The sequence below is a fragment of the Streptomyces caniferus genome (assembly GCF_009811555.1).
GTDB lineage: Bacteria > Actinomycetota > Actinomycetes > Streptomycetales > Streptomycetaceae > Streptomyces > Streptomyces caniferus.
In genome coordinates this window covers 180271-197679 of the sequence record NZ_BLIN01000003.1, presented here as the reverse complement: position 1 = coordinate 197679, position 17409 = coordinate 180271, and the positions used below count along the sequence as shown (strand labels likewise).

The 17409-nt window shown below is 70.2% G+C and carries 11 protein-coding genes and 2 pseudogenes; 5 read left to right on the top strand and 8 right to left on the bottom strand.

Annotation, left to right across the window (positions count from 1 at the left end):
• The first annotated feature begins 76 nt into the window (after positions 1–76).
• From Scani_RS09570 to Scani_RS09550, 5 genes and pseudogenes are all read left to right on the top strand, one after another.
• A complete protein-coding gene (locus tag Scani_RS09570) occupies positions 77–1063 on the top strand; it encodes a fumarylacetoacetate hydrolase family protein (RefSeq protein ID WP_159472331.1) in 987 nt (328 codons plus the stop codon).
• Positions 1060–2706, top strand: a complete 1647-nt coding sequence (gene mhpA / locus Scani_RS09565) for a bifunctional 3-(3-hydroxy-phenyl)propionate/3-hydroxycinnamic acid hydroxylase MhpA (protein WP_159472328.1) — start codon at positions 1060–1062, stop codon at positions 2704–2706. Before Scani_RS09570 ends, mhpA begins: the two co-directional genes overlap by 4 nt.
• A 134-nt stretch (positions 2707–2840) precedes the next feature.
• Positions 2841–3455: pseudogene (locus Scani_RS09560) on the top strand (IS5 family transposase); the annotation flags it as partial.
• A gap of 186 nt (positions 3456–3641) precedes the next feature.
• On the top strand, positions 3642–3833 hold the full coding sequence (locus tag Scani_RS09555) for a hypothetical protein (RefSeq protein WP_159472325.1): 192 nt from the start codon (positions 3642–3644) through the stop codon (positions 3831–3833).
• Positions 3834–4252: 419 nt separating this feature from the next.
• Positions 4253–5056, top strand: a complete 804-nt coding sequence (locus tag Scani_RS09550; RefSeq protein ID WP_281391895.1) for a SagB/ThcOx family dehydrogenase — start codon at positions 4253–4255, stop codon at positions 5054–5056.
• 306 nt (positions 5057–5362) lie between these two features.
• On the opposite strand, the gene Scani_RS09545 is transcribed toward Scani_RS09550, so the two are convergent.
• The 8 genes and pseudogenes from Scani_RS09545 to Scani_RS09510 form a co-directional block, all read right to left on the bottom strand.
• Entirely contained in the window at positions 5363–5731 is a 369-nt protein-coding gene (locus tag Scani_RS09545) for an SgcJ/EcaC family oxidoreductase (protein WP_159475625.1), read from the bottom strand.
• A 57-nt stretch (positions 5732–5788) separates the two neighbouring features.
• Positions 5789–6055 (bottom strand): annotated as a pseudogene (locus Scani_RS09540) (muconolactone Delta-isomerase family protein); the annotation flags it as partial.
• A gap of 298 nt (positions 6056–6353) precedes the next feature.
• The gene (locus tag Scani_RS09535) at positions 6354–7757 is read right to left on the bottom strand and encodes an amidase (RefSeq protein ID WP_159472320.1); all 1404 of its coding nucleotides are present in this window, start codon (positions 7755–7757) and stop codon (positions 6354–6356) included.
• Positions 7744–7953, bottom strand: a complete 210-nt coding sequence (locus Scani_RS09530) for a hypothetical protein (protein WP_159472318.1) — start codon at positions 7951–7953, stop codon at positions 7744–7746. The genes Scani_RS09535 and Scani_RS09530 overlap by 14 nt, the downstream gene beginning before the upstream one ends.
• Before the next feature lie 311 nt (positions 7954–8264).
• The gene (sbnA, locus tag Scani_RS09525; protein ID WP_159472316.1) at positions 8265–9371 is read right to left on the bottom strand and encodes a 2,3-diaminopropionate biosynthesis protein SbnA; all 1107 of its coding nucleotides are present in this window, start codon (positions 9369–9371) and stop codon (positions 8265–8267) included.
• A gap of 84 nt (positions 9372–9455) precedes the next feature.
• Positions 9456–10493 carry a 2,3-diaminopropionate biosynthesis protein SbnB gene (sbnB, locus tag Scani_RS09520; RefSeq protein ID WP_174872662.1) on the bottom strand — a complete coding sequence of 346 codons (1038 nt, stop codon included), beginning with the start codon at positions 10491–10493 and terminating at the stop codon, positions 9456–9458.
• Positions 10494–10525: 32 nt separating this feature from the next.
• Positions 10526–14116 (bottom strand): amino acid adenylation domain-containing protein, encoded by a 3591-nt coding sequence (locus tag Scani_RS09515; RefSeq protein ID WP_159472310.1) that lies wholly within the window; start codon positions 14114–14116, stop codon positions 10526–10528.
• Between the two features lie 5 nt (positions 14117–14121).
• Positions 14122–16671 carry a Pls/PosA family non-ribosomal peptide synthetase gene (locus tag Scani_RS09510; protein ID WP_159472306.1) on the bottom strand — a complete coding sequence of 850 codons (2550 nt, stop codon included), beginning with the start codon at positions 16669–16671 and terminating at the stop codon, positions 14122–14124.
• Positions 16672–17409: the final 738 nt, after the last annotated feature.

The window sequence follows — 17409 nt, the reverse complement described above, 5'->3', positions numbered from 1 at the left end:
ACGTACGCAGTGAGCGGACCGAGACGACGCGCGGACCACAGCGCGACAGTGCGAGCGGGCGAAGCGGGGTCGGCGCATGAGCACCCGTGTCCTGCGCACCACGGACGGATGGTGGGCCGTCCTCGGCGACCACGCCGTCCGTATCGACACCGAGGCCCGCACCACCGCCGAACTGCTCGCCGACCGCGTCGCCGTACGCGAGGCCGCCGCCTCCGGCGAGAAGGGCACGCCCGTCGCCGGCCTGGATGCGCTCTCCCCGGTCACCACCCCCTGCCGGGTGGTCGCCCAGATGGTCAACTACCGTAGCCACGCCCGCGATTCGGGCTTCCGGGGCGACGTTCCGCCCACGTTCTTCCGCAAGGCATCGGGCTCGGTGAGCGGCCCGGCGGAGACCGTCGTACGGCCCTCACAGGTGAAGTTCCTCGACTACGAGGTGGAACTCGGGCTCGTCATGGGGGCACCCCTGCCCGTGGGCACCGTCGTCACCGAGCGGAACCTGCCCTCGTACGTCGCCGGGCTCGTCCTGTGCAACGACGTCAGCGCCCGCGAGGTGCAGCTGACCAAGGGCCAGTTCTACGAGAGCAAGTCGTACCCGACCTTCACGCCCACCGGGCCGCACCTCGCTCTCCTGGAGCCGGAGGACTTCGCCCACCTCATCGACCTGCGGCTGAGGTTGTCCGTCAACGGCGAGCTGCGCCAGGACCGCACGTTGGCCGACATGATCGTCCGTCCGGCCGAGGCCCTGACGCTGCTCGCCCGCTTCCAGACCCTCGACCCCGGCGACCTGCTGCTCACCGGCACCCCCGGCGGCACGGCCCTGAAAGCTCCGCCCAAGGCCGTAGAGAAGATCAGCGCGCTGCTGCCGCCCGCCGTGAAGTGGAAGGCGTTCTTCAGAAACCAGGCCAGGAACCCCCACTACCTGCACGACGGCGACATGGTGACGGCCACGATCGCCACCCCGGACCGGCGTATCGACCTCGGCGAGCAGCGCACGCCCGTGGCGGACGCTGCGGCAGTGCGCCGCCCGGCCGAAGCCGGACGCCGGGTGGAGGACGCCGCATGACCGCCGATCAGGCCGGGCCACCGGGCGCCGCGACCGGGTCGGCACATGTCCCCGTCGCGATCATCGGAGCGGGGCCCGTCGGCGTCACGGCCGCACTCCTGCTCGCCCGGCGCGGCATCCGTACCGTCGTCCTGGAACGCCACCGGGACGTCTACGCCCTGCCGCGAGCCGTCGCCACGGACGACGAGGTGCGCCGGATCCTGCAAGCCGCGGGTATCCACGAGGAGTTCGCCACGATCGCCCGACCGGCCAAGGGCCTCAGACTGCTCGACGCCCGGCACCGGGTGATGGCCGAGGTCCGCCGGTCCCCGCACGGCCACCACGGCTTCCCGCAGACCAGCATGTTCGACCAGCCCGAGCTGGAACGGCTGCTGCGCGACGGCCTGGCCCGGCGTCCGGAGTGCGAGCTGTGGGGCGGGGCCGAGGTGGTCGCCGTCGACCAGCCCGCCGAGGGCCCGGTCAAGGTCACCTACCGTCGCGATACCGACGAGGGCTCGCAGCACGTGTGGGCCGACGCCGTCCTCGGCTGCGACGGCGCCAACGGCCTCACCCGCGAGGCCATCGGCGCCGGATGGGAGGACCTGCGCTTCGAGGAACACTGGACCGTGATCGACGTGCGCACCCGCGCCCCCGTCCGGTGCTGGGAAGGAGTCGACCAGGTCTGCGACCCCGCCCGGCCCGCGACGTTCATGCGCGTCGGCGAGGACCGCTACCGGTGGGAGTTCCGGCTGCCCGAGGGCGAGGACCTGGACGGTCCGGACGGGCGGGAGCGCCTGCGCGCGCTCGTGGCGCCGTGGGTGGACCTCCCGCACGGGCCGTACGGCGAGGCCTTCGAGGTGATCCGGCAGGCGCAGTACACCTTCCGGGCCCGTATCGCCGACCGGTGGCGCAGGGGCCGGGTCTTCCTGCTCGGCGACGCCGCCCATCTGACACCGCCCTTTGTCGGACAGGGGCTGTGCGCGGGCCTGCGCGACGCTCACAACCTCACCTGGAAGCTCGCGCGCGTCCTGGCCAACGGCGCCGACGAGCGGCTGCTCGACACCTACCAGAGCGAACGCCAACCGCACGCCCGCCACATGATCCGCCTCGCCGTCGCGACGGGCTGGGCCATGACCGGCGGCCAGGACCGCGCGGCCGCGCTGCGCCGGACCGTCCTGGGCGCGGCCTGCCGCCTCCCCGGCCTGGTCGCGGCGACCGGCCGCGACCTCAGCCCCGCCCTGGCCCCGGGCCCGCTGGTACGACGCCGCCGCACCCGCCCGGGCGGCCGCGGCCTCGCGGGCACCTTCTGCCCCCAGCCCTGGGTGACGGTCGCCGGACGGCGGACCCGTCTCGACGACGTACTAGGGGACTCCTTCACCCTCCTGACCGCCGCGCCACCGACCCCTTCGCTTTGGGCACTCGCCGGCGCGCTCGGCGCGCGGACCGTCCACGTGGACGCCATCGGCGACGACGGAACCCTCGCCGCCTGGCTGCGCGGCGGCCGGGCGGGCGCCGTACTGCTGCGCCCCGACCGCGTCGTCCTCGACAGCGTCCCCGCAGGCGGCAGCGCCTTCGCGGACACCGCCGCCTGGGCCCCGCTGCTGTGCACGGCCCGCCTCGCGTCCCCGGCCGCCTTCCGTCGCGCAGAGATCGTCACGGGGTAGGGAAGGCGATCGGCACCGGGGATCGGGACCAGGCGCTGTCGATGGGTTGCGTGACTGCCTCGATGGCGGGTCGTTCCGGTCCGTGTGGGGCGGGGTGATCTTTCGCATGCGGAGTGGGCTCGGGTGACGCCGCACGAATCGACTGGAGCATGGTCGGCGTGGATTCGACCTCCTGTCGCGCCCATCAGCATGCCGCCGGGGCGCGAAGGCGCCCGCCGTGGGTGCCCGGCAGGCGGACGCGGCCGGTGCAGCATCGGACTGATGAGGCCCTGGGGTACTCCCGTGGCGGGCTGACAACGAAGATCCATCTGGTGGGCGAGGGTGGACTGCGGCCGCTGGCGATACTGGTCACGCCCGGACCAGTGGGGCGATGCGCCGCAGATGATCCCGGTTCTGGACCGCATCCGCGTTCCGCGCCCGCAAGGCGGAGACCCGCGTACCCGCCCGGATCACGTCGGCGGAGACCGGGCGTACAGCTCTCTTGCAACCGCCGCTCTCTGCGCGGACGCCAGATCAGGCACACGATCCCGGAGCCGACGAACCAGCGGGCCAACCGGCAGCGACGTGGCCGCCCGGGTGGCCGGCCCGCCGGCTTCGACAAGGAGCGGTATGCGCGCAGGAAGGAGGTCGAGCGGACGATCAACAGACTCAAGGCCGTCCGGGCCGTAGCCACCCGCTGCGATAAGCGGGCGCTCGGGTTTCACGGGACCGTGACCGTCGCTGCGATCCGGCTGTGGCCCCGCACCTGAGCCGTCGGACAGGCTCTCACGCGCACTCTGCTCGCCTTGGCGTTCGATGGGTCATGTGACATCCCCGGCTCATCGTTCCGCCTGGCGGGCGGGTCGGCCTGAGGGCGGGCACGGAGAGGACGTGGCTACCTGAGCACGTCTCCGCCGGCGCCTCTCAGCCAAGATCGCTGGATTGTCCTGAGGGCGATGGCCTTCGGGCAATTGCAGTCCACCGACAGGCCGTTGGGCTTCTCCCTCGCTTCCTGGGAAGTGATGCATGCGTTTACGCTGCCTTCGAACAGAAAGTCGAAGGAGGTGTCCATCATGCGCGAGATCGAGATCAAGCCTGTGCCCGTCGAGCGGGAAGAGCGCCGCACCAGCGCCTTCAACAAGAAGTGACCCGAGGGGCGGGGCCGGCGCGGTATCTGCCGGTGCCGGCCCGCGCCCTTGGGCAGATCAGGGATCAGTCCTGTGAGTGAGGGGAGTGGATGTGCGGCTGCGGCGGCTGAGAGGCTTGACGTGCTACTGGCACCGGGGGGACTTCGTCGCCCATGCCTACCGGGGTCACGCGCCGGTCGCTCTGCACCCCTCGACCGCTGAGATCCTCAGCGCCTTCGACACCTGGACCACCCCCGCCCAAGCGGCCGAAGCTCTGGACCACCTGCATCCCGAGACAGTGGTGAAGGCGGCCGGAACACTGCTCGAATGCGGTCTGCTGGCCGAGGAAGGCAGCCCCGAGGCCGAAGAGGACGAGCGCTTGGCGGACGCCTGGGGACCCTGGTCACCGGAAGCATCCTTCTTCCACTACGCCACGCGCGATGTCCCCTTCGAGACGGCCACCCCCGAGCTGCGTCAGCACCTCACCCGCGACGGGCGCCCGGCGCTGTTCACCGAGCACCCCGAGGCCGACCGCATCCTGCTGCCCCGTACACCGGACCCCTCGCCTGTCCGCACCGCTGGAGCAGACCCTCTATCGCAGGCGTACGCACCGCTCCTTCAGCGCCCAGCCGGTGAGCCTGCACGATCTCGCGGTCCTGCTCCGTACCGTCTTCGGCCCTGCCGAGTTCATCGACGGCTTCGAGTACGGGGCCCTCATCCGGCGCACCAGCCCCTCCGGCGGAGCCCGGCAAGAACTCGACGCCTACCTCGCCGCCCCCAACGTCACCGGCATCCCCGCCGGTCCGTTCCACTACAACTCCCGCGAACACAGCCTGGAGCTGCTGCGCGAAGGCTTCACCCACACCGAAGCCGGGGCCCTGTGTGTGCACCAGGAGGGCATCGACCAAGCGGCCTTCATCGTCTTCGTGGTCGCCGCATGGGAACGTTTGCGCGCGAAGTACCGACATCCCCGCGCCTACCGGGTCAGCCACCTGAACGCCGGACACCTCGGGCAGACCTTCGCCCTGGCAGCCACCGCCCTGGGCCTGGGCCCCTTCCAGAGCGCCGCCTTCGACGACTCCGCCGTCGAAAGCCGCCTCGGGCTCGACAGCGCCACCCACAGCACCCTCTACGTCCTCGCTGCCGGACACCCAACCCCCGGCACTCCGACCGACACCGCCGACCTGAACGCCTTCCGCCACACGACCCTGCGCCACGGACAACCGGGACGGTCTGACAACTGACCCGTCTGACTCGGTGAAGCGACGGAACGCGGTTCCCTCCGGCAGGCCGTAGCCGGGCGGTAGTTGGTTCCAGGTACAGGTACAGGTACAGGTACAGGTACATCCCGAGGTGGCCACGGAAATGATGGAGGCCAGTGGCTTCCGGTCACCGCGCCGACGTCGGCCAGCGCGCTGCGGGCGCGGCGCTCCGGAGCCGGCGCGCCACCCGCTCGAACGACCCCCACAGGCTGTCCCGCGCCATCCACTCACCAGCCTAGGCAGTCACTGTTCCGGGCTGATGCAAGATCACGACGAACGAAATAGCGTCTAAGCGACCGGTGTGAGGCGGGAAACCTGATAGTGGCTGAGGTGCCAGCCGTCCTCCGTGTGCTTCACCAGCACGCTGAGGTTGACGGCGACCGTAGCCCTGTCGGTGAACGCGAAGTCGACGCTCAGATAGCCGAGCACCAGGTCATCGGCGAGCTGCCTGGTTTCGAGGATCTGGTACTCGGCCGTCATCCCGAGCGGCTGGGAGGCGTAGTAGTCGGCGACGCCCTGCCGTCCGACGCTGTACGGGTGCAGACCTTGGAAGATCGCGTCCTCGGTGAACTGGGCGGCGACCCGCTGCGGTTCATGCGCGTCGACGGCCGCTTTCCACCGGTCGAGGACGTCGCGCAGGACGGCTTCGCGATCCATGGTTGCGGCATCAGGCACGGCCGGGACGGCTGCTCGCGGGCCCGGGTCACTTGGGTGCGGGGACAGCGGCGTCACGATGTCGTGCCGCCACACCCGCAGCGGCATCGACGCGAGAACCTGCTCCAACTGTTCCGCGTCGTCCGCAAGGAAAAGACCCCATGTGCGCCATTCACCGGGGGCGAGCGGCGGACGCCACAGCCGCAGCAGGTGTCCCTGCCCGGTCAATTCCCGCGACCGTACGGCCTCGCGGCTCCGGATCTCCGACACGGCCTCTTCGGACGTGCCCTCCGGAACGGTGGTCACCATGTCGACCAGGAACTCCATCAGCGGCTCTCCTCGTCCTGCCGTGCCCGACACCGGCACACTAACCCCGGCCCTGGCCTGTCGGTGATCATGCATGTGCCGGGCGCGCCGACGGGCAACGACGGCCGGCGACGGGTTGTGCTCCAGCGGCAGGCAGGCAGGCAGGCAGGCAGGCAGGCAGGCAGGCAGGACGGATGGGCGACGACCTCTGCTCAGGACAGTTACGCCCGTCCGCTCACCGGCTGGCCCGGGCCGCCCTGGACCCGGGGCAACCCCGGCCGCGGACCCACGGCGCTCTGCCCCGGCCCACCGCACCTCCTCAGGGTTTCGCCAACACCACCCCCTGATCGACCGGCCGCTGCGCAGACTCGTAGGCGTGGCCGGTGCGCAGCACGGTGGCTTCCTCCAGGGGGCGCCCTATCAGTTGCAACCCGATGGGCAGGCCCGCATGATCGCGGCCGGCCGGCACACTCAGGGCCGGCAGTCCGGTGATGTTCGCCGGGGCGGAGAGGCGGACGTAGGCGTCGGCGACGCCCTCCGTGGTGCCGTCGGGCCATTGGACGGTCTGCTGGTCTGCCTTCGTCGCGGTCATCGGGACCGTGGGCGCCGCGAGCACATCGACCTGGTCGAAGAGGCGCAGCCACGCCTGGCGCATCAGCGTGCGGGAGCGCTGGGCCCGTAGATAGTCACCCGCCGACACCAGCTCGCCCGCCTCCAGGAGGATCCGTACGTCCGGCGCGTACAGGTCGGGGACGGTCCGCAGCGTGCGTTCGTGGTAGGCGGTCGCCTCGGGGACCATCAGACCCCAATGGGTCGCCTGGATATAGCGCGTCATCGGGATCTCGACCTCGACGAGTTCGGCTCCCATGCCCGCCATCTGTGTGAGGGCCTCGCGCACGGCGGCTTCGACCTCGGGGGCGACGCGGTCGAAGTAGTAGTTGACGGGTACTCCGATGCGCACGCCCGTCAAGTCGCCACCCTCCGGGGGCAGCGGGTAGACGGGCGGCGTCGTGTGGATGCTCGCCGGGTCCTGGGGGTCATGGCCCACCAGGGAGGACAGTACGAGGGCCGCGTCCCGCACCGTGCGGGTGAGGGGGCCGACGTGGTCCAGCGACCAGGACAGGGCCGTGACGCCGTGCCGGGAGACGAGGCCATAGGTGGGCTTGAGGCCGACGATCCCGTTCAGTGCCGCGGGTACGCGGATCGAACCGCCGGTGTCCGTCCCCAGGGCGAAGGTGGCTTCCCCCGCGGCTACGGCGACCGCCGAACCACCGCTCGACCCGCCCGCAACGCGCTCGTGGTCCCAGGCATTGTGGGTCTGAGGTGTTGTCAGCCCATAGGCGAATTCGTGGGTATGCGTCTTCCCGAGCAGGACCCCGCCCGCTGCGGACAGGTGTTCCGCCACGGTGCTGTCCGCCTGTGCGCGGTGGTCCGCCCTGACCCGGGAGCTGGCCGTGGTCGGCATTCCGGCGACATCGATCATGTCCTTGAGTCCGAAGGGCATGCCGTGCAGGGGGCCGCGATACTCGCCGGCCGCGATCTCGCGTTCCGCTCGCGCGGCCGAGCCGCGCGCGCCCTCGTCGGCCACGGTGACGTAGGCCCCCAGTCGTTGTTCGACGGCGTCGATCCGTGCGAGAACGGACTCGGTCAGCTCCACCGGGGAGAGCCTGCGCTCCTCCACGGCCGCGGCCGCCTCGGCAAGAGTCAGCTCAAAGGGTTGCATCGGCCGCCGTCCCTTCGATGCTGTAGGCGGCGGCGGGCGGTGTCTCCCCGAAGTCCAGCTCGCGCAAGGTGCGGATGACGGTGTGGATGTAGTTCGCGGTGGCGGCCACGTCGGTATGGCGTTCGTCCGGCAGCGGAAGCCCGGCATGGAGCGCCCATCGAGCGACTTCCGGGGCGGTGAGTTCGACGGATGTCATGGTGTGTCCTTGACGTGTGCGTGCTGGTCCGTGGTCATGCGGAGCCACAACCCCCGTTAAAGCGAAGTAGTCGCGTTAATGAAAGGGTAGGGGTTGGCGCCCGCTAAAGCAAACAAATGGCTTTTGGGGATGTGTGCCGGGCCGGACTTTCCTATCGAGGCGTGGGGGAGGCCCTTTCACGGCCTGCTCCACGACTACCGCACCAGCCCTGCCCTGCCCGCCCCCCGCGCGCCGCTCACCCCCACTGATCGCACGGCTGGCGGCCGACGTTCAGCGGAGGTGGAGGCGGAGTTGACGGAGAAAGTCAGGCGTCAGATATCGCCCGCCTGCTCCTTGCGCTGGTCACGCGGCTGGGGGTCGGGTGAGCGCCTCGGGGGTGCCGGGCGGGGCTCCCGGGGAGCGGCCGGGGGGACCGCCGGGGGGACGGCGGGCTGACCGCCCGGGGCGGGGCCGTCGGAGGCCCCGGCTCCGAGCAGGTCCTCGCCGTACAGGTCCTGCACCCAGTTGGCGTGGTAGATGGTGTCGAGGTAGCGCTCGCCGAGGTCAGGGGCGATGGCCACCGCGGTCAGCCCGCGGGTGTCGTGCCGGGACAGCCAGTCCATCGCGCCGCTGACAACCGTGCCAGTCGAGCCGCCGAAGAGGAAACCGTGCCGGGCCAGTTGATGGCAGGCGCGGACCGTGTCCGCTTCCGCGACGCGTACGGCCTCGTCCACGAAGGACTCGTCGAGCAGCGGGGGATGGACGCTCATGCCCAGGCCGGGGATCATACGGCGTCCCGGTGCGCCGCCGAAGGTCACCGAACCGACGCTGTCCACCGCGATGATCTGTACCGGCCGGTGCCACTCGCGGAAGTAGCGCGCACAGCCCATCAGGGTGCCGGTGGTGCCGGCCCCGATGAACAGCACGTCCAGGTGCGGGAACCAGCGGGCGATCGCCGGTGCCGTCCTGCGGTAGTGCGCCTGCCAGTTGCCCGGGTTGGTGTACTGGCTGAGCCACACCCAGCGGTCGTCGGAGGCACACAGGTCGCGGACGTAGTCGAGCCGGGCGCCGAGGAAACCGCCGCTCGCCTCGTCGGCGGCCACGATGTGTACCTGGCTGCCCAGGGCCTCCATCATCAGCCTGGTCGACAGATTGCAGCGGGAGTCCGTCACGCACAGGAACCGGTAGCCCTTGCTCGCCGCGATCATGCTCAGTGCCACGCCGAGGTTTCCGGACGAGGACTCGACCAGGACCGAGTCCGGAGTCAAAACGCCCTCCCGCTCGGCTGCCTCCACCATCTCGGTTGCGGCCTTCAGTTTGATCGACCCGGCGAAGTTGAGGCCCTCGCACTTGAGGAACAGTGACTGCCCGAAGATCGCCTGGAGGTCGACGTAGAGCTCTTCCTCGTTGAAGGCGTAGGGAACGGTGATGACTGGCATGATGGGTCCCTCCTCTGGAGCAGAGCGCCCTCGGAATGTCCATCCGACGGCAGTGGCGGGCTCCTCACCTTTCCGGGGCCGGGCTCATCCGTACCGGCGCAGTTCGTGGAAGAAGTCGTCGATGACCTGCAGTTGTCCGGAGCGGGCCACCTCGTCGTAGACGTACTTGCCGACCGCGAGATCGAGCACGCCGAGGCCGAACGGGGAGAAGACCGCGGGCCGGTCCGCCGGCACGGTCACCCGTCCGTTCATCACGTCGTCCAGCGTGCCGTGCACGAAGTCGCGGTTGCCCGTGAGCTGTTCGGTCAGATGCGGCGAAGTGCCGGCGTGGAGACAGTGCTCCACGTCATCGACGATGTTGGTCGAGGCCAGCAGGACCTGCGGCGCGAGGTCGCGCAGCGACACGTGCAGGACCACCGGGTTGTGGGCGAACCACGCGGGGTCGTCGACATGTGGCTCACCGGCCACGGTGGCGAAGACCACGAGGTCGCTGAAGCGGATCAGCTCCTCGGCGCTCTCGTGCACGGTGATCCGGCCCGCGGTGCCGGACTGCTCCAGGTGCAGGCGGAAGCCGGCCGCGCTGTCGGCGGACAGGTCGTGCACGCCGATCTCGTCGAACGACCAGCCGGTGCCTTCCAGGAACGTGTGGATGTAGCGGGCGATCAGGCCCGCCCCGAAGAACCCGACGCGCACCGGGCGCGGGCGGCCGCGGCTGAGCCAGTCGGCCGCCGACGCCGCCGACGCGGCGGTTCTGGTGGCGCTGATGATCGAGCTCTCCAGGCAGGCGAACGGGTAGCCGGTGACATGGTCGTTGAGGATCAGGACCGCGGAGGCCCGGGGGATGCCGGCCGCCACGTTCTCCGGGAAGCTGGAGATCCACTTCAGCCCGTCCACCCGCGCCCGGCCGCCGATCGAGGCGGGCAGCGCGATCATCCGCGACGTCGTGCGGTCGGGGAACCGGAGGAACGAGGACGGCGGGTTCACCGATTCACCGGCACCGTGCAGCCGGTAGGTCTCCTCGACCACCGCCACGATGTGTTTCTCGCGGCCTTGCAGCGCGGTGCGGACCTGAACTCCTGAGATCACCGCGAACGGGGGCACGGTGAGGGGCGATGCGGTCATGGCGGACTCCGTTGCGGTGGAGCGGATGGTGTTCACGGGACGGTCACCTCGAAGGTCGGCGAGCAGTCGGCCAGGCGCAGCGGCTCGGCCATCGCCACCACCACCTCCCGCGGCCCTTCGAAGGGCTCCCTGCTGTGCGCGCTGCGGACGTTGTCGACGAGCAGCAGGTCACCGGCCTGCCAGGGCCGACGCAGGGTGTGCGCCTCGTAGACCTTGTTGAGGAGCTGGACGGTGTCCTCCGTGAGGGGGTCGCCGTTGCCGTAGCGGGTGTTGAACGGCAGCCCGTCGGCGCCGTATTCGTCGATCAGGTACTCCCGGACCTCGGGCGCCATCGTCCACTCGTTGAGGAACGCGATCTGGTTGAACCAGCAGCGTCGCCCGCTGACCGGATGGCGCACCACGGCACTGCGGCGCTGTCGCGTGCGCAGTCCGCCGTCGGGCTGCCACGCGAACTCGATGGCGTGGGCGCGGCAGTAGTCCTCGATGGCGCTCCGGTCGTCGGTGCCGAACGCCTCCGACAAGGAGGCACCGATCTCGTCGTGGTAGCTGCGGGTGAGCAGCCAGCCCTCCCGCTCGAACCGCTCGGTGAGCTCGGGCGGCAGCGCGTCGAGCACCGCCGTGGAGTCCGCGACCCCGGTCGCTCCTCCCTCGGTGGGTGCGCCGAGGCAGGCGAACAGCATCAGGCCGGGGAACTCGAGCCGGTAGCTCAGTTCGTGGTGCATGCACATCGGCTGGTTCGGCGGCCACTTGGACGAGGAGTAGACCCCCTCGGAGTAGGTCTCCCGGGGGGCGAAGGATTCCTTGTCCGCCACCGGAAGGAGGTCCAGCTGCTCACGGACCGCCCCGACCTCGGCCGCGTGCTGGAGCCCGAGGCCGCGGACGAGGAGTGCCCCGTGTTCGAGAACGGCGGCGCGCAGCGCGTCGCGGTGCTCGGCCACCCAGCTCGCCGCGTCGACGGTGGTGTGGAGCCGTAGCATCGGCGTCCGACCGGCCGGGGACTCCAGGTCGGGCAGTGAGGTCGGGAGTGAGGGGGCCATCGTGGTGTCCTTTCGGTCTGCGTCGGCGGGCAGCCGACCGGTGCTGTGCACCGGGTTGCTGTGCTCGGGCCGCGGCAGCGTCCGCGGCTGCGCGGAGCCGTCCGTGGAACGGCTGTCGACCAGGCGGGCCAGGTCGGCGAGGACCGGATGCTGCAGGAGGTCCTTGGGGGAGACCACGCGGTCCAGGCGGATCGCGACCCGTACGGCCGAGAGCGAGGTGCCGCCGAGGTCGAAGAAGTCGTCCTGGCCTCCGATCCGGTTCTCCGGAATACCGAGCGCCTCGGCCCATGCGGCGGCGAGCCGCTGCTCGGTCGGTGTGCCGAGCGCATGGTGGCCGTCCTCGGCGGTTTCGCCTCCTTCGGCGAGGGCGGCCAGCGCCTTCTTGTCGATCTTTCCGTTGGCCGTCAGCGGGAGGCTCTCCCGCCAGTGGAAGGCCGACGGGACCATGTACGCGGGCAGCGACCGGCTCAGCAGGTCCTGCAGAGCACCTGTCTCCAGCGGACGCGGACCGGAGTAGAAGGCCACCAGCCGCTGACTGTGGCCGGACCGTGGGGAGACCACCACGGCACCGTCGCGGATGCCGGGCACCCGCAGCAGGGTGTTCTCGATCTCGCCCGTCTCGATCCGGAAACCACGGATCTTGACCTGGGTGTCCTGGCGGCCGAGGAACTCCAGTTTTCCGTCCGGCAGCCACCGGCCGTAGTCGCCGGACCGGTAGAGCCTGCGGCCCGGACGGTACGGATCCGCCATGAAGACCAGCCGGGTGCGCTCCGGGTCGTTGACGTACCCGCGGCCGACGCAGACCCCGGAGAAGACGATCTCACCGGGCGCGCCGAGCGGCACCGGCGACAGGTGCGCATCGACGAGGTAGACGTGCACGTTGTTGACGGGCCGGCCGAGCGGGATCCGGTCGCCGGCCGGCACCCGGTCCATGACCTCGTGGTTGGTGTCGTCGGAGGTCTCGGTCAACCCGTAGGCGTTGGCCAGTCTGATCCGGGGTGCGGTCGCGAACCAGCGCTCGACGAGCTCCTTCTTCAGCGCCTCGCCCGTCACCGACACACAGCGCAGGGCGGGCAGTTGGCGGGGGTGCTGCTCCAGGAAGGACAGGACGACATCCAGGTAGGACGGCACCACCTGGAGCACGCCGGCCCCGCCGTCGACGATCGTGTCGAGGAACCGCCCGACGTCCAGAACGGCCTCCTGCTCCACCAACAGGGTCCGTCCGCCGGTCAGCAGCGCGGAGAGCAGTTGCCACAGGGAGATGTCGAAGCACTGGGGCGCGGTCTGGGCGACGACCTGCCCCTCGGCGATCCCCAAGTCGTCGATCTTGGCGTAGAGGTGGTTGAGCATGCCCTCGTGCTCGCACATCGCGCCCTTGGGCTCCCCAGTGGAGCCGGAGGTGAAGAAGATGTAGGCGAGGTCGTCCGGGGCGACGGGGACACCGGGGTCGCTCTCGTCGCGGCTGCCCTCGTACGCCGCGTCGAGGAAGAGCCTGTGGACCCCGGGCAGCGACTCCAGGGCCCGGTCGAGGGTGGCGGTGCTGCCGGGTTCGGTCAGCACCAGCCCGCACGAGGCGCGGGAGAGCATGGCGGCGATCCGGTCGGCGGGGAAGTGCGGCTCGATGGGCAGGTACGTGCCCCCGGCCTTGAAGACCGCGAGGACGGCGGCCAGCCAGTCCAGGTTGCGTTCGGTCACCACCGCGACCACGTCCTGCCGGTGCAGTCCGGCGGCCGGCAGCGCGTGGGCCAGCCGGTTGGCGCGGGCATTGAGTTCCCGGTACGTCCACTGCCGGTCGCCGTGCACGGCCGCGACGGCGTCCGGGTGCGCCCGCACGCGCTGCTCGAACAGCTCGTGGAACCGCTGTTCCGGCAGCGTCCGTTGCGGGCCGGCGAGTCCTTCGAGCTGGAGGTGGAGTTCCTCGGGGGACAACAGGCTCTGCTGCCCGTGCGCCGCTTCCGGATCGGCGGCGAGCAGCGTGAGCGCGGTGAGGTGGTAGCCGGCGATCCTCGCGGCACAGTCCTCGTCGAGCACCTCGGTCCGGTACTGCAGCCGCAGCAGGTGTCCGCCGTCTCGGCGCACCACCGCCACCCGCAGCACGGTGCCCTCGCCGGCACCTGTGACACCTTCGGTATCGGCACCGGTCGGATCGAACACCGTCTCGGGCAACGGCGCGGCGGGGTCCGGCGGCCTCCCGAGGCCATCGCCCGGGAAGCCCTGCGGCTCCGGCAGCTGAGACGTGACCTGATGCGTGTCGCACACCAGCGTCCGCCACGTCTCCGCCGCGGTCGTCAGCCGGCAGGTCACCGGACTGCCGCCCGCCACGGCCGTGTAGCCGGTCGCGACCGTCTGTTCACCGGTCAGCGCGCCGAGCACCTTGGCGTGCGCGGCCAGCAGCACCGAGTCGAGCGTGACGCCCCACTCCTGCGCCCAGTGGTCCAGTGCCGGCAGGAGGCCCTCGGGCAGCACCGTCTCGTATGCGGCGGCGCCCGGAACCGGGGTGCGGGTCCATCGCGGCACGGTGGCGAACCCGCCGGCGGCGGGCACCTCCTGCCGGACTTCCCCGTTGCGCTTCAGAGGCGTCGTCATGGCTGCTACCTCCACTCCCCGCCGTCGCCCCGGCGGATCTGCCGGGCCGGATTTCCTCCCCACCGCGCACGCTGCGGGAGGACCTCGCCCTTCATGAGGAAGGAGTCGGGGGCGAGCACGGCGCCGTCGCCGATCGCCACGCCGTAGTGCACGAAGGCGCCGACACCGATCGTGGATCCGGAACCGATCGTGCTGCGGTCGGACTTGAAGGTGCCGTCCTCCTGCGAGTGGCACTGGACGACGCTCCCCATGTTGAGGGTGCAGCCGTCCCCGATGGTGACCATCGTCCGCTCGGTCAGATAGCAGCCGTCGTCGAAGACCCGGCTGCCGATCCGGACACCCAGCATCCGCCAGATCACGCTCTTGAACGGCGTACCGTCGAATATCCGCAGGTACGTCTCCGACGGCACCTTCCAGTAGCGTTCACGCCGCCAGAAGCGGAGGTCGTAGATCGAGCAGAACAGCGGGTCCGTGGGGTGGCAGGCCGTGACAGCACGTTCGATCAGCACGTAGTACCCGGCGGTGAACAGGAAGACGAGGACGTTGGCCAGCGCGATCGCCGCCGCGCCGAACGGGGCGTAGAGGTCGGCGGCGGCCGAGACGAGCAGGGTGACCAGGAAGAAGTAGACCCACCGGACCAGCAGGTACCACCCCATGGTGGTTGCGTTGTGCCGGTTCTTGGCGGGGAGGCGATGGCGCAACTGCTCCTCGCTCTTCAGCCCGTCGAAGCTGCTGTCGCGCTGGACCGACCGCGGAATCTCGAAGCTGGGCGAGCCCAGCAGCCCCACGCCCTCCCGGACCTCGCCGTCGACGGGGACCATGACCTTCGTCGCGAGCAGGCAGTTGTCGCCCGTCCTGCCCCGCGAGGGGTAGGCGATCCGGTTCCCGAGGAAGTTGCGTGGCCCGATCGCCGTCCGCGAGACACGGAACGAGGTGCTGGAGTAGTCGGCGTTGTTGATCGACAGCCCGTCCGCGACCATCGTTCCGCTCCCCACGGAACTCAGGTACGGGGTCTCGTGCTTGACCTCCGTGCCGAAGTTCGACCCGGTCTGCTCGATCCGCGAGAGGTCGTACCCGAGGCACCGCAGGTAGTGGACGATGCAGGAGCTGTCGCCGAACAGCCGCATCAGGGAGCGCCTGTTGGTCATGAACGTGATCGCCCGGTGCACGCCGTAGTGGAAGCCGTACAGGGGATAGACCGTGCCCGGTGTGATGGTCCGGTTCAGCAGGCGGGGGACCGTGACCAGGAGCAGGAGACCGAGGGGGAGCACACCGAAGAACACGACGACCGAGAACGCCAGGGCGTCGGCGTAGAACGTCCAGCTCGTGAGGGCCGCGGGCCCCGGTTCCAGGGCGGCGGCGAGCTGCGGGGCCGCGGCGAGCAGCAGGCCCACGGCGCCGATCGCCAGCGGTACGTACACCAGGAGCACGGTCAGCAGTTGCAGGACGCTGTGCAGCACCCGCCTCGTGGCACCGCACGGAACGGGGTCCACCGCCTGGTAGTCCACATCGGTGCGCTGCGCCGGCGACCCGTGCCAGCGCTCACCGTCGGGCACCGCCTGTCCGCTGTGCAACGAGGAGGCGTGGCCGAGCTGGGACGCGTCGCCCAGTGAGGTGTCGATGTCGAGCACGGTGGCCTCGCAGACGACCGCGTCCTTCCCCAGGGTCACCGTGCCGGTCTGGATCAGGCCGGCCTCGGCCCGATAGCCGTTGAAGTACGCGTCCTTGCGGACGAGCGCGCCGTCGCCTACGGCGAGCAGGTCGGTGCACACGGGGACGTTCCTGGAGAGGATCAGCACACCGCGCCCGATCCTCGCGCCCAGCGCCCTGAGGTAGAGCGCATAGAGCGGCGAACCCACGAACAGGACCAGGGGATCGGAACGGATCAGCGTCTTGACGACCCAGAAGCGGACGTACGTGAGGCTCCAGATACGGATCTGCCGGGGCTTCCACCGGCCGATGAGTATCCACTTCACCAGGACCGGGAAGACGGCCAGACCCACGAAGCTCGCCGCGCTGAACAGCACCGCGCGCAGGTACACGCCGAACACGCCGGAACCGGCGGATATCCAGGTGTAGCCCCTGGCGGCGACGAGTGCGACGAGGTAGGAGTAACCGAGGAACGTCAGGACCTGCAGCACTCCGCACAGGACGTAGTGCGGCGTGCCCGTCGGAGCCGCCGACGCGGCGGCCGGCGATGCGGCGGGGGCGGTGGGTACGGCTCCCGGCGACTGCGCGGAGGCGGCGGGTACGGAGGCCGCGAGCGCCGTCGCCAGGCTTCTGATCGTCGGATGCCGGTAGACGTCCTTCATCGATATCGACGGCAGATCCGCGTGCTTCCTGACCCGCGCGCAGAACTGCGCCATCACCATCGAGTCGGCGCCCAGCTCGTCGAAGAAGTGGCTGTCGACCGATACCTGACCGACGCGCACGACATCCGCCAGCACCGCGGCGAGAAGCTCCTCGGCCCCGGCCGTCGGGACGGCGATGCCGCCCCGGGCCGTGGGGGAGTCCCCCAGCTCGGGGGGCAACGCTTCAAACGACTTTCCCGTCATGTGTGCTCCCTCGGGAAGTTCCGGCCGCCGTCGTCCAGTGCCTGGCACCGAGCGCCGTTGCCTGTTCCGGCGCCAGCCCGAGGGGGCGAACCGAGCGGTGGGTGGGGTGTCGGCACGGACGGCGAGGCCGTCGGCGGGAGGTCCAGTCCCGATGTCGTCTGCGCCCGACACGAGAGACGGTCAGAGATCACAACCTTTGTTCGATGCTAGCGTGGGACTCGGATGGATACATTTTGGAAAACTTTTCTCATTGCAGTCACCCATTCAGCATCTGGATACGCGAGCATTCCCGGCCGGGAATTTGTTCATCGCCGGCTCGCGCGATTCACCCGAATGGGGGTATATGGGCGCGGTGCCTTTGCCTCGTACGTAGAGTCACGAGTCTTGGGGAGGGGCCTGACCTGCGGCTTCTCGGGTGCGATGCGGTGAATTGCGGGCGATATCCCGAAGGGGAAATGGCGTCCGTGACGCTTCATGAAACCCCGTTCCGATGCGCTCTCAGGTGTTAATCGGCGCTGAGTGGTTCAGGGTTCAAGTTGCGTTTGCGGCCGGGTGGTGCCACCGGTAAAACCGCCCCGGGCAGCAGGATTCCACCCGGGCATACACAGAAAAAGAGGCAGCCTCCGTAAAAGCCTGCGCGGCGAGCGGCCGGTGGCCGTTAGCCGGTGGACGACCCCCCGGGCCCGGTGTGCCGAAAGTTCTCACGGGAGACGCCACGACTGCCACCACGACTGGTAC

Bases quoted from the DNA above. Each gene is read 5' to 3' on its own strand.
- Scani_RS09550 (WP_281391895.1), top strand. From the start codon at position 4,253: ATGTCCCCTTCGAGACGGCCACCCCCGAGCTGCGTCAGCACCTCACCC.
- Scani_RS09510 (WP_159472306.1), bottom strand. From the start codon at position 16,671: ATGACGGGAAAGTCGTTTGAAGCGTTGCCCCCCGAGCTGGGGGACTCC.
- sbnA (WP_159472316.1), bottom strand. From the start codon at position 9,371: ATGCCAGTCATCACCGTTCCCTACGCCTTCAACGAGGAAGAGCTCTAC.
- mhpA (WP_159472328.1), top strand. From the start codon at position 1,060: ATGACCGCCGATCAGGCCGGGCCACCGGGCGCCGCGACCGGGTCGGCA.
- Scani_RS09515 (WP_159472310.1), bottom strand. From the start codon at position 14,116: ATGACGACGCCTCTGAAGCGCAACGGGGAAGTCCGGCAGGAGGTGCCC.
- Scani_RS09535 (WP_159472320.1), bottom strand. From the start codon at position 7,757: ATGCAACCCTTTGAGCTGACTCTTGCCGAGGCGGCCGCGGCCGTGGAG.
- Scani_RS09530 (WP_159472318.1), bottom strand. From the start codon at position 7,953: ATGACATCCGTCGAACTCACCGCCCCGGAAGTCGCTCGATGGGCGCTC.
- sbnB (WP_174872662.1), bottom strand. From the start codon at position 10,493: ATGACCGCATCGCCCCTCACCGTGCCCCCGTTCGCGGTGATCTCAGGA.
- Scani_RS09545 (WP_159475625.1), bottom strand. From the start codon at position 5,731: ATGGATCGCGAAGCCGTCCTGCGCGACGTCCTCGACCGGTGGAAAGCG.
- Scani_RS09555 (WP_159472325.1), top strand. From the start codon at position 3,642: ATGGCCTTCGGGCAATTGCAGTCCACCGACAGGCCGTTGGGCTTCTCC.
- Scani_RS09570 (WP_159472331.1), top strand. From the start codon at position 77: ATGAGCACCCGTGTCCTGCGCACCACGGACGGATGGTGGGCCGTCCTC.